Genomic DNA, 11,431 nt, shown 5'->3' with positions numbered 1-11,431 from the left:
TTTGCACCCTTCTCCCGCGGGGGTTTGCACCCTTCTCCCGCGGGGGTTTGCACCCTTCTCCCCGCGGGAGAAGGGCCGGGGATGAGGGCTTGCGGCATTGGCAGCACATCCAGCTGCGGTTTCAAGAATCATGGTGCTGTGGTGCCCCAAGCAGCGTGGTCAAGGTTTCCTGGGTCCGCGTCCACGCGGCCTCCAGCGCCTTGAAATCCTCGTTGCGGCGCAGCGGATCATCCGTCCCCTGCAGCGCCTGGGACAGCGTGGCCTCCAGACGCGCCGCGGCAGCTTGCAGTTCGATCATGGCGATGGTCCCGGCGCCGCCCTTGAGGGCATGCGCGAGTTGCCGCGCCGTTGCCACATCCTGCCCGGCCAGCGCCGCGCCGATCTTTTCAACGATGCCGGCGTTGCGCACGCGGAACATGCCGAGAAAGCGATCGAGCAGCTTGCGCACGCCGTTCACCCGGGAAAGCGCCAGAGCCAGATCGAAGACCTCGGCCGGCAGTTCAGCCGCTGCATCAACTATTTTGTCAGGCGTCGGCAACGGAATAGCCGGCGCAGAAATCGCTGGCAATGTTAGCTCGCTGCCTGCCATCGCTGGCCCGCTGCGGCCCGGCAACCAGCGGTCCAGCATGGCGTAGAGAATTTCGGGCAGGATCGGCTTGGTCAGGATGTCGTTCATGCCGGCGGCCAGCACGCGCTCTTTCTCCTCGTGGATGCTGTGCGCGGTCAGGGCGATGATCGGCAACTCGGGCCAGCGTTCGCGGAGGATGCGGGTGGCGATGTAACCATCCATCACCGGCATCTGGATATCCATCAGGATCAGGTCGTAGGTGTGACTGGCGACGGCCGCTACCGCCTGCGCACCGTCGTCGACCGTGTCAACGGTGGCGCCGGTAAACTCCACCAGTTCGCGGCAAACCTGGCGGTTGAAATCGTTGTCCTCGACCACCAGGATGCGTACATCGCGCAGCCGTGGCGCCGAGTCCTGCTTGTCGATATGCGTAGGTTGTAGCGCAAGTCCGCCCAGGACTTTAAGCATGGTTTCACGCAGGATGGCGGCAGGAACAGGTTTACTCAGAAAAGCCTTGATAGCTTCGCTTTCCGACAGGGAGCGAGCCACCTCCGGCTCGTCGCCGGAGATCAGGATGATTGGAACCGCGCTGTCTGTGGCTTGGATGCCGACGGCGGCATTCAAGCCATCCAGGCCGGCCATGCGCCAATCCATCAGAATGAGGTCGAAGCGCGCCCCCGACTGGTAACGGGCCAGCGCCGACTCGCCTGAATCAGCCGTCTCCATCGCGCAGCCGAAGGCCTTCACCTGTTGGCTCAGCAAAGCGCGCATGGCGGCATTGTCATCGACCACCAGCACCTTCTTGCCGACCAGGCCGGAATGCTCGGGCGTCGCGGTGGCCGTGCCGGCAACGACGCCGAAGCAGGCGGTAAAGCTGAAGCAGGAGCCTGTCCCGGCTTCGCTTTCCACTTCGATCTGGCCGCCCATGCAGCCCACCAGTTGTTTGCACAGGGCCAGGCCGAGGCCGGTGCCACCGTATTTGCGCGTGGTCGAGTTGTCGGCCTGGGTGAACGGGCTGAACAACCGGGTCTGCTGTTCAGGCGTCATGCCCGGGCCGGTGTCGCGCACCGCGAAGCGCAAGGTGACGGTATCGGCGCTGGCGCTCAGCGGCTCCACGGTCAGGCTGATCTGGCCGTGTTCGGTGAACTTGACGGCGTTGCTCATCAGATTCACCAGCACCTGGAGCAGGCGGCCGGGATCGCCCAGCAGGCTCTCCGGTATGCCGGGCAAGGTGCCGATGACCAGTTCAACGCCCTTCTTGCGCGCCCCGAGGCCAAACAGGCTGGCCACGCGCAGCAGGGTGTCGTCGATGTTCAAGGGAATGGACTCCAGGACGAGCATGCCGGCGTCTATTTTGGAGAAGTCCAGGATGTCGTTGACGATATCCAGCAGCGATTCCGAGGCGCTGCGAATCTTGATCAGGTAGTCGCGCTCGCGCGGCGCAAGATCCAGATTCAGGCACAGGTTGGAAAAACCGAGCACGGCGTTGATCGGGGTGCGAATCTCGTGGCTCATGTTGGCCAGGAACCGGCCTTTGACGGTACTGGCCGCCTCCGCTTCATCCTTGGCTTTTTCCAGTTCGGCGGTTCTTGAGAAGACGATTCGTTCAAGGTGCAGGCGGTATTCGTCGAGTTCCTCCTTGATCAGCAAGCGCTCGGTGATGTCGCGCAAAATCCCGATGCAGTAATGCTGCCCGGCCAGCCGCATTTTGCTGACGGTAATCTCCAGGGGAAAAAAGCCGCCATCCTTGCGCCGCCCGATGACCTCACGCCCCTGGCCAATGGCGCAGGCTTTGTCGCTGGCATTGCAATGCTCAAGGGAAGCGCAGTGCGGGCCTCGTTCAAGCTCGGGGATCAACCGGCAGAGCTGTTGTCCGATCAACTCTGCCGGGCCGTAGCCAAACATCTGCTCGGCCGATGGGTTGGCTGTCTTGACGATGCCGCCGCTGGGCTTGAAGGTGATGATGCCGTCAGCGACGGTATTCAGAAACTTCTGCACCAGCATGGCGCTGTCGCGTTCAGCTAGCTGCAGTAGTTCATGGCTTGCCGCCTGCATCTCGATCAGGCGCTGCTTCTCCGCATTGATCCGCTGGCGCTCGGTGTTGTCGGTAGCGATCAGCAGATAGCCGATGATGGTGTTTTCCGCATCGCGCAGCGCCGTGACCGAGACCACCGCCGGGAAGCGGCTGCCGTCCTTGCGGAGATAGGTCAGTTCGTAGATATCCTCGATGCCGCGTGAAGCCTTGAATGCCAGCGCCTCGAAACCGGGCATGATCGGCGTGCCAAGCTCGGCACTCAACGCCGCGGCCCGCGCGATTACTTCCTGCGGATCGGAAATGTCGGCCGGCGTGACCCTGTTCGTCACCTCGGCAGCCGTGTAGCCGAGCATCCGTTCGGCGCCGACGTTGAAGATCTGGATGACGCCCCTGGCGTCGGTGGCGATGCTCGAAAAGTTGGCGCTGCTGAAAATCGCTTTCTGCAAGGCCCCGGCAACAAGAAATACTTCCTGGAAAGGGGCTTCGGCGATGTCCGCTGCCGTACCTGCGGCGAGCTCCGAAGTGGCGGAATTGCCTGTTTTATGGTTCATGGTCAACTTTCACAAAATGCAATTCAATATGGCGCGAGGCAAGAACATTCTATGGAAGCCGCGTAAACAGGCGTTCTACAAATAGTGTCGCTGGAGAAGCAGTAAATACGCCACGCTTCAGGACGATAGCCTGTAGATCGCCTGTTCATGCGGTGTGTAGCCCTCATCCCCGGCCCTTCTCCCGCAGGGAGAAGGGTGCAAACCCCCTCTCCCTGCGGGAGAGGGTTGGGGTGAGGGCTTGCGGCATTGGCATCACATCCAGCGACGGTTTGCACACTAAAAGAGCTCGAAACTCGACGTCACTTCATCCTCCTGGCTGACCTTGTATTCTCCGGCCCTGGTCAATCCTTCGACGATGCCGGCGAAGTTCCGTTCGAGCTCGACGCTGCCTTCAAACATCGTCAGGACGCTGTCAACCGCGTTGCGCACGGTGTCGCTGACGATCGATTCCTGGTGACCGGTCAGCCCCATATTTACGTACATTCCCTCGATGTAATCCGTCATTCCCTGGAATTCGAGGAGGATCGCCATTTGCAAATCGTGATAGCCTTTGCGCAGTTCCTCTATCGCAATGCGGCTGTCCTGCGCCAGCTGGCGCAAATCATCGGCGCGCAGCACCGCGTCGGTGCGCAGGTTGATGTTGCCGACGGCCAGTTCAGCGAGCTCGGCGATGACTGCGCCATGATCGCGGATGCGTCCGCACAAGGCATCGTTCGCCTTGGGCATGTCGGTAACCAGCAACGAGACGCTGTCGAAGTTGATGATCAGCCGTTGATGAAAACTGAAAATGCGATCGATGTTCCGCGAGATCTCGATCACCGATTCTTCGAGGGGCGAGGCCGGTCCCTGTGGCGTCAGTGTCAATATTTCGCCGGGTGTGCGCAACTGGACGTGACATTTGATGCCGAAGGCGCCCATCGACTCGATGGTCAAGGCCGCCAGCCCGCGCAAGGTTCGGCAACCCAGCGCGCCACGGCTGAATTTGAATATGATCCCTGAATCGTCGAGGCCGGCGAGCACACTGGTGACCATCTCGGACTGGGAGCGGTTTTCCTCTTTCAGCGCTTGCTGCTGACGCTGGTGATCAATGGCCAGCCGCGCCTTGCGCAACACTTCATCAGGCATGAAGGGCTTGGCCATGAAGTCGCTGCCGCCGGCGTCGTAAGCGCGCAGGCGGTCATCCGGCTCATCGTGAGCGGAGAGGAAAATAACCGGCAGGTTGTGCGTATCATCGGCCGCACGCAGGCGGCGACAGGTTTCGTAGCCATCGATGCCCATTCCCATCTCGATGTCGAGAAACACGATATCGGGCAGCGGCCGGCTATTGGATCCGGCGAGTTTTTCGAGGTGGGCCAGGGCCTCCTCGCCCGAGTTCACCTCGTCGATTTCGTAGCCGGCGGCCGCCAGCGAGGTGCCAAGCATCCCCGCCACCACCGGGTCGTCATCGACGATCAGAATACGGCCGATGGCCGGGGCGTCGGTCACAAGGGCTTCGCTATCGATCAATTTTTCCATCATGGCTCTCCTGGCCTGGTTATCTGTATAAAAATCCGCGGGCTACAGTTCTGCCCCTCAGGAAAAAAACTGCCGGGGAGGGTGCTCATGCCCGTCCCCCGAAGCGCGCTGGGAGGGTGCCTACAGTATTTCGAGTTGCTCATCCTTTTCGGCAAAACGACTCGCGATGGCGCGAAACTCGGGCTGCAAGGCGATAAAGGCATCCGTGATATCCGGGTCAAAATGCTGCCCGCGACCGGCGATGATTATTGCGGCGGCCTGCTCATGCGTCATCGCCGCCTTGTACACCCGGAGGCTGATCAGGGCATCGTAAACGTCGGCCACCGCCATCAAGCGGGCCGAGAGTGGAATGGCATCGCCGGCCAGGCCCTCGGGGTAGCCGCTACCATCCCATTTTTCCTGGTGCGAGAGGGCTATCTCCATGGCTGTCTCGAGCAGGGGAACGCGGACTCCGCTGCGCTGCAGCGCCGTTTCTATGGCGTCCCGACCGAGCGTCGTGTGCGTTTTCATGATCTCGAACTCTTCAGTGTCAAGCCGGCCGGGCTTGAGCAGAATCCGGTCGGGAATCCCTACCTTGCCGATGTCGTGCAGCGGTGCCGCCTTGAACAGGCGGTCGACGAACTGGTCGTCGAGCACGGCGGAGAAACGCGGGTGATGGCGCAAATGCCTGGCCAGGGCACGCATGTAGTGCTGGGTGCGAACGATGTGGTTGCCGGTTTCGTTGTCGCGGGTTTCGGCGAGCGTTGCCAGGGCCACCATGGTCACTTCCTGGCTGATGCGCAGTTCCTCGGTGCGGCGCAATGCCTCCTCGGTCCGCCGCTGCACTTCCTGCTCAAGATAGGCGTTGCGATCATGCAGAAAATCGGCGGCGGCTTTAAGCAGCAGGTGGGTACGCACGCGAGCCAGCACGATCAGTGCGCTGATCGGCTTGGTGATGTAATCGACCGCGCCCAGGGCGAAGCCGCGTTGTTCATCGGCCAGTTCGTTCTTGGCGGTAAGAAAGATAACCGGAATGCGCTGCGTCGCCGGGTCAGCCTTGATCTGGCGGCAGACCTCGAAACCATCGATGCCGTTGCCCATTTCGATATCGAGAAAGACCATGTCGGGCAGAGCTTCCTTGTTCAGCAGGGCCAGGGCCTCCTCGCCCGAATTCGTCTCGGTGATGGCGTAACCCGCAGCGGCCAGCGTGACGCCGAGCATTCCCGCCACCACCGGGTCGTCATCAACGATCAGGATGCGGGCACTGGGGGCCGCGTCGCCGGAGACAGGGGCGCCAGCGGACAATTGTTCAATAATGGTTCCCATCATGGCTCTCCTGGCCGGGTGTTCATCTTTAATCCTAAAAACCTCAGTTCAAACCACGGCGACAGCGCGAAGCCTCCCTGCAGAGGGACGGCGAGCAGCGCGAAAAGCTGCTGCGAAGCAAATACTCTTGGGGTGCACAGTTTTTCAGGATTTAACCGCTCACCCAAAGGGTGAAGCATGAAAACAGTGTAAGTCATTGTTTTTTCGCCGTGTTCGCCGTGTTCGCCGTGTTCGCTGTGGTCAACTGCCTTTTTCAGGTTAATGCCGGCCAGGTTCGGAGCCAACGGCAGCACGCTGGCTTCGTCGGGTTTCGGCTTGAGCCCGAGGCCGATGGCGCAATGCCCCTGCGAATCGAGGTCGATGAGCAGCACGCGCTGGCCGAGGGCGGCGAGTTCGGCGGCCAGATTGACCGACACCGTGGTCTTGCCGGTGCCGCCCTTGCGGTTTGATATGGCGATGATGTGCATGGGTCAGAAAAGTTCGATGGTTGGTCTTGATATTGCTGCTGAATTTCCTGCACCGGTTGTCGCGTCGTGGGTGGTGTGCTGGCCGTGCATGACATAGTTATTCCGCAGCGCCTCGATGCGACCGGCAAGCGATGGCCAGGCCTGGCCCGGGTCGTCGCTCGACGTGATGCTTTCTACGGCGGTGAAGTGCTCGTTCAGGGCAGCGAGCGCACTGCAGATCTGCTCGATCTGCTGGCGCGAGATGTCCTGGAACTGCATGTGGCCAAGTGCGGTGATGGTGTCATCGTAGATGCTCCCCATCGCCCGGCGCGAATCCGTTCCGATGACGGAAAGATAGCCGCTGACCTCGGTGAAGGCCTGGTTCATCTCGCCAAGCTGATCGGTGATGGTCTGTATTTGTTGCGACTCCGTATCGGTGCGCGTGTCGGCGACGATGGCCGAGAGGTTTTCGGTAACATGCTGCGCCAGTTCCCCGATGAAATTGTCAATCTGGCTGGTTGCGCCTTCGGTCTGCTGCGAAAGCTTGCGCACCTCGTCGGCGACCACCGCGAAGCCACGCCCGGCATCGCCGGCACGCGCGGCCTCGATGGCGGCATTCAAGGCCAGAAGATTGGTTTGCTTGGCGATGCCGCGAATGACTTGGGTCAGCCCCTTCAGCCCCTCAATCTGGGCGAAAACTTCCCTGATGCGATGGCTGTCATCGGTGATTTGCTGATTGTGCGCCTGCTGATAGGCGTCGAGATTCTTCAGCACCATGGTGTTTTTGGCGATGCGCGTGGCCTGTGCATCGGCAACATCGCTGGCGCGCGCTTCCTGGCTCTTCAGCTTCGCCAGCAGCGACCCGGATTGCGCGCTGATATTGACCAGCGACTTCATGATGTCGACCGCCCCGCCATCGGTACACGTGTTGGCCTCATGCAGATGTCCGAGCAGGATATCGACGAACTTCGGAAACGCAGCGAAGTCCTGGCCCAGACGCTCCAGCGCCTGCACCTGTTGCAGACGCTCGGCGAGCCAGAGATCGTTCATTTTTCTTTGCCGGCCAAACAGCATGCGCCGCACGATGCGGTTGAAATATTGATAGGTGACGATGACGAAGAGCACGGTCAGTCCCTGGCCGATGGCCATGGACAATCGGGTGTCCTGGCTGAAAAGGTTGGTGAACCAGGGGTTGACCAGCCACACAATGGCGGCGACGGCGACCGCGCAGACGACCGGGACGGCCAATTTCAGCCAGGTCTTTTCGCGAACGAAGAAAGGTACATCGTTACTTTTCATGCCGCGCGCCCTCTCCCCGGCCCTCTCCCGCAAGCGGGAGAGGGGGAAAAACAGTGACCGCCGCCATCTCCCCTCGCCCGCTTGCGGGAGAGGGGCCGGGGGAGAGGGCGGGGGAGAGGGCGGGTGGTAACCAGCGACATGGCTACCGTCTTTTGGTGGCCTGGTCGAATGGCTGGTTGTTTCATCAGAGGGTGCCAATTCCCCTTTTCCATCGCCAAACCCATGACCGTTAGGCTCCCGGCAGGACTTGCTTGACCACCTTCAGTAAATCCGGGCCAGCGACTGGCTTGACCAGCCAGCCGGTGGCGCCGAGTTGCTTGGCTTCATCGCGCTTGGCTCCCTGGCTTTCCGTGGTCAGGGTGAGGATCGGCGTGAAGCGCAGGATGGTGCGGGCGTTCTTGATGAACTCCATGCCGCCCATGTTGGGCATGTTGATGTCGGTGATGATCAGGTCGGGTTTGAGTCCTTCCTTGAGGCGGTTGAGCGCTTCCAGTCCGTCCTTGGCGGTTTCCACCTTGTAACCGGCCATCTCCAGCGTGTGCTTGACGCTCATCACCATGGTCAGCGAGTCGTCGATTATGAATATGCTTTTGGCCACGGTTATTTTCCTTGTTTCGGATTTTTGTCGAATTCAAGCGCGCCTTTTAGCCACAGCGCGAGATCCGCGTTTTCCGGCCAGGCGGCGATGCCGGGGGCTGGCGGCACGGGGCCAATCGGCGCGGCAGCTTGCGCACCCGTTGTTGATTCGGCCGCATCGTCAGCCCGGGCATCGGACTTGATCTGCACCGGGATCAAGGCACGCAGTCCGTGCGCCAGTTCACTCGACTGTTCGGCGTGTCCGGCATCAATGACGCCAAGGTGCTCGATCTCGTCGAGCAGCAGGCCGACAAAATCCATGGCGTCGAGCAACTGGTCGGCAAGTTTCTGCGAGTAGACGACGCGACCATCGCGCACGCTGTCCATCAAATCCTCGCCGGCGTGCAGTACGCGTGTCATTTCCGGGAATTCGAACAGACCGCTATTGCCTTTCAGGGTATGCACCAGGCGGAAAAGTTCGGTCATCAGCTCGACGCTGTCGGGCTCGTTTTCGAGCGCCATCAGCTTCTCGCCGATGCCCTGCAGGAAATCGCGCCCTTCGAGGATGAACTGTTCCAGCAACGGGCTCATGCGGGGAGGTTCAGGAGCAGGTAGCAGTGCGTCAGCAGATCCTGCGGTTTGATCGGTTTGATCAGGTATAAATTGGCACCGGCTTCATAGGCCCGTATGCGGTCCTGGCGTTGGGCCTCGGTCGAGATCATCACCGCCGGAGCCTGGGGAATGCCCTGCCGGCGCAGTTCGCGCAGGAAGCCGTAGCCGTCGAGTTTGGGCATGTTGACATCGACCAGGTAGAGATCGAAGGGCTGGGTCAGCGCCTTCTCCAGCGCCTCGATGCCGTTGATCGCCTCGTCCACGACGAAACCAGCGCCTTCAAGGATGGATCGGTGATACATGCGCACGGTAGCGGCGTCATCGACGACGAGTATGCGCTTTTGCGTGTGCTTCAGAGACTGACTCATCGGGCCTCCGGTTTCTGGTAAACAATGGCTTCGGGGAACTTGCGAACACGGAACAGCGAGGTGATGCGGCTCATCGATTCCGAATGGCCCAGGCAGATGAAACCGCCGGGGTTCAACGCGTCGTAAAAGGACTCTGCCGCTTTCTGGCGCGACAGGTCGTCAAAATAGATCAGCAGGTTGCGGCAGAAAATAACGTCGAAGCCCCGGTAATTCCGCGTGTCGGCGGGATCGACCAGATTCACGCGGGTAAATTCGACGGCTTCGCGATAGTCGTCGGAAATCTGGTATTCGTTGTCCTTGGTGCGCTTGAAGTGCGTTTGCAGAAGCCGGGCCGGCAAGTGCTGCACCGAGCGCAGGGAGTATTTTCCGGCGCGTGCTTTCTTCAGGATATTGGTGTCGATGTCGGATGCGATCAGCTCGACATCCCAGTTGGCAATATCCGGCCAGAATTCGGCCAGATAGAGCGCGATCGAATACGGCTCTTCGCCCGACGAGGAGGGAATAGACCAGATGCGCAGCGTCGAACCGGGCTCTTTCTTCTTGACGATCTCCGGCAATATCGACTCGACCAGGCACTTGAACTGATACTCCTCGCTGAAGAAGCAGGTTTCGTTGACCGTCATGTCATTGGTCAGCGCCTGCAACTCTTCGCCGGAGCCCTGGAAACGCAGTATGGTGAAATAGTTGCGGAAACTGCCGCTTTCGGTGGCCTCGATACGTTCGACCAGGCGTTTGTCCACAAAATAACGTTTGCTGTCTTCGAACTGGATGCCCGTCTTGCGGTAGAAAAACTCGCGGAATTTCAGGAAATCCTCAGTCTTGATGGTGATCCGGGCCACTGTTCATTCCTCGCGAATGCGGCGCAACGCAAGGTCGGCGGCGAATACGATATAAGGCTCGTCGTGAAAACGCCGCTTCAGCGCCTCCAGCGGGGCGACGGCGGCCTCGGAACCAACCTCGGTCAATAGATCGACCGCCGTGGCGCAGACGTTGATGTGCTCATCTTCGCTGATGACCTCGATCAGCCATTTCTCGACATCCGGATGACGCAACGATTCGAGCACGTTGACGGCGAAAATGCGCACGTCCGCTTCCGGATCGGCGAGCAGACCGGCCATGATCGGCGCCACGGCATCGGGCAGGTGCTTCATGGCCTGGATGGCCTCGTTGCGCAGCGCCACATCTTCGCTGCGCAGGCAACCGACCAAGCCCTTGACGGCCGTGGCGTTGCCGATGTCGGTAAGGCTCATGAGGATGGCCTCGCGCACCGTGGCGTCCACTTCATGTTCCAGCCGTTCGATCAAGGCTGGCGCGGCGTCAGTAAAGGGCGCGAGGTCGCGCGCCGCCGAGCGCCGGGCCACCGGGTCGGAATTATCGAGATTGGCCGTCAGCCCCGCGAGATCGTGTGGACGGTTGCGCTCATCGCTATCGACACTATCGATACTTGCCCTCTTGCCGCGTTTGACAATGGCCACGTGTCATTTCTCCTATTGGCGCGCCCAGCTAAGGGTTTGGGCAAAACTGAAATAAAGTGCCGGTCAGCTTTGTGATGCAAGCTGGACACTCTTTGAACAATGAGCAATGGATGGGAGTTTGGACTGTATCAATTAAATTGCGTTGTGTCGATTTTTTTAACGTGAATGGGGTATTGACCGTTTCCCCAAGTCAATAAAGGTCGACCGAAGAATATTGTATGTCAGCGATTGCTGAAAATTTTGTAAGGGGATCGTCGATCCGTGTAGGCGGTTTCCTACACGCATGTAGGCTGAACCTGGTACAAGCAGCCCTTGGAGGGCAGAGCCAGAGCCAGTATCCTTGGTGGATGAAACAGCCATGCGTTTATATACTCGCCAGTCGTAGAAACGGCACGCTCTACACCGGGGTTACTTCCAGCATTATCCAGAGGGTGTGGCAGCACAAGAACAACCTGGTGGAAGGGTTTACCAAGAAGTATGGTGTGCATACGCTGGTCTGGTTTGAACTTCATGTGACGATGCTATCGGCAATTGAGCGTGAAAAAGCCATCAAGGAATGGCGCCGTTCCTGGAAACTTGCACTTATCGAATCCGCGAATCCGCAGTGGCGAGATTTATACGGCGACATCGTCTGATACTTCTGCACTGGATACCGGCCTTCGCCGGTATGACGGCGGATGG

General features: G+C 60.0%; 11 protein-coding genes. 1 reads left to right on the top strand and 10 read right to left on the bottom strand.

What is annotated here, in order from left to right; genetic code table 11:
• Nucleotides 1–121: 121 nt before the first annotated feature.
• The 10 genes from ACOYNV_RS22405 to ACOYNV_RS22360 all read right to left on the bottom strand — a co-directional run bounded on the left by ACOYNV_RS22405 (nucleotide 122) and on the right by ACOYNV_RS22360 (nucleotide 10,750).
• Nucleotides 122–3,154 carry a response regulator gene (locus ACOYNV_RS22405; RefSeq protein ID WP_422902029.1) on the bottom strand — a complete coding sequence of 1,011 codons (3,033 nt, stop codon included), beginning with the start codon at nucleotides 3,152–3,154 and terminating at the stop codon, nucleotides 122–124.
• 276 nt (nucleotides 3,155–3,430) lie between these two features.
• Nucleotides 3,431–4,672: a response regulator gene (locus ACOYNV_RS22400; protein WP_422902028.1), complete on the bottom strand. Its 1,242-nt coding sequence runs from the start codon at nucleotides 4,670–4,672 to the stop codon at nucleotides 3,431–3,433.
• 117 nt (nucleotides 4,673–4,789) lie between these two features.
• Nucleotides 4,790–5,977: an HD domain-containing phosphohydrolase gene (locus tag ACOYNV_RS22395; RefSeq protein ID WP_422902027.1), complete on the bottom strand. Its 1,188-nt coding sequence runs from the start codon at nucleotides 5,975–5,977 to the stop codon at nucleotides 4,790–4,792.
• Nucleotides 5,974–6,441 (bottom strand): ParA family protein, encoded by a 468-nt coding sequence (locus ACOYNV_RS22390; RefSeq protein ID WP_422902026.1) that lies wholly within the window; start codon nucleotides 6,439–6,441, stop codon nucleotides 5,974–5,976. The genes ACOYNV_RS22395 and ACOYNV_RS22390 overlap by 4 nt, the downstream gene beginning before the upstream one ends.
• A gap of 3 nt (nucleotides 6,442–6,444) precedes the next feature.
• Entirely contained in the window at nucleotides 6,445–7,719 is a 1,275-nt protein-coding gene (locus ACOYNV_RS22385; RefSeq protein WP_422902025.1) for a methyl-accepting chemotaxis protein, read from the bottom strand.
• A gap of 229 nt (nucleotides 7,720–7,948) precedes the next feature.
• Entirely contained in the window at nucleotides 7,949–8,317 is a 369-nt protein-coding gene (locus ACOYNV_RS22380) for a response regulator (protein ID WP_422902024.1), read from the bottom strand.
• 2 nt (nucleotides 8,318–8,319) lie between these two features.
• Nucleotides 8,320–8,886: an Hpt domain-containing protein gene (locus ACOYNV_RS22375; protein WP_422902023.1), complete on the bottom strand. Its 567-nt coding sequence runs from the start codon at nucleotides 8,884–8,886 to the stop codon at nucleotides 8,320–8,322.
• The gene (locus ACOYNV_RS22370; protein WP_422902022.1) at nucleotides 8,883–9,275 is read right to left on the bottom strand and encodes a response regulator; all 393 of its coding nucleotides are present in this window, start codon (nucleotides 9,273–9,275) and stop codon (nucleotides 8,883–8,885) included. Before ACOYNV_RS22370 ends, ACOYNV_RS22375 begins: the two co-directional genes overlap by 4 nt.
• Nucleotides 9,272–10,114 (bottom strand): CheR family methyltransferase, encoded by an 843-nt coding sequence (locus tag ACOYNV_RS22365; protein ID WP_422902021.1) that lies wholly within the window; start codon nucleotides 10,112–10,114, stop codon nucleotides 9,272–9,274. The genes ACOYNV_RS22370 and ACOYNV_RS22365 overlap by 4 nt, the downstream gene beginning before the upstream one ends.
• 3 nt (nucleotides 10,115–10,117) lie before the next feature.
• Nucleotides 10,118–10,750, bottom strand: coding sequence for a HEAT repeat domain-containing protein (locus ACOYNV_RS22360; RefSeq protein ID WP_422902020.1), 633 nt, complete (start codon nucleotides 10,748–10,750; stop codon nucleotides 10,118–10,120).
• Nucleotides 10,751–10,968: 218 nt separating this feature from the next.
• Between ACOYNV_RS22360 and ACOYNV_RS22355 the strand changes: the two genes are divergently transcribed.
• On the top strand, nucleotides 10,969–11,385 hold the full coding sequence (locus ACOYNV_RS22355; RefSeq protein ID WP_422902019.1) for a GIY-YIG nuclease family protein: 417 nt from the start codon (nucleotides 10,969–10,971) through the stop codon (nucleotides 11,383–11,385).
• The last annotated feature ends 46 nt before the right edge of the window (nucleotides 11,386–11,431 follow it).

It is taken from the genome of Propionivibrio sp., assembly GCF_049316945.1.
Taxonomy (GTDB): Bacteria; Pseudomonadota; Gammaproteobacteria; order Burkholderiales; family Rhodocyclaceae; genus Propionivibrio.
This window is presented reverse-complemented; position numbering and strand designations above follow the sequence as displayed.

Excerpts from the sequence above, each read along its gene's own strand:
- ACOYNV_RS22375 (WP_422902023.1), bottom strand. The coding sequence starts at position 8,886 with ATGAGCCCGTTGCTGGAACAGTTCATCCTCGAAGGGCGCGATTTCCTG.
- ACOYNV_RS22370 (WP_422902022.1), bottom strand. The coding sequence starts at position 9,275 with ATGAGTCAGTCTCTGAAGCACACGCAAAAGCGCATACTCGTCGTCGAT.
- ACOYNV_RS22355 (WP_422902019.1), top strand. The coding sequence starts at position 10,969 with ATGTCAGCGATTGCTGAAAATTTTGTAAGGGGATCGTCGATCCGTGTA.
- ACOYNV_RS22390 (WP_422902026.1), bottom strand. The coding sequence starts at position 6,441 with ATGCACATCATCGCCATATCAAACCGCAAGGGCGGCACCGGCAAGACC.
- ACOYNV_RS22405 (WP_422902029.1), bottom strand. The coding sequence starts at position 3,154 with ATGAACCATAAAACAGGCAATTCCGCCACTTCGGAGCTCGCCGCAGGT.
- ACOYNV_RS22385 (WP_422902025.1), bottom strand. The coding sequence starts at position 7,719 with ATGAAAAGTAACGATGTACCTTTCTTCGTTCGCGAAAAGACCTGGCTG.
- ACOYNV_RS22400 (WP_422902028.1), bottom strand. The coding sequence starts at position 4,672 with ATGATGGAAAAATTGATCGATAGCGAAGCCCTTGTGACCGACGCCCCG.
- ACOYNV_RS22395 (WP_422902027.1), bottom strand. The coding sequence starts at position 5,977 with ATGATGGGAACCATTATTGAACAATTGTCCGCTGGCGCCCCTGTCTCC.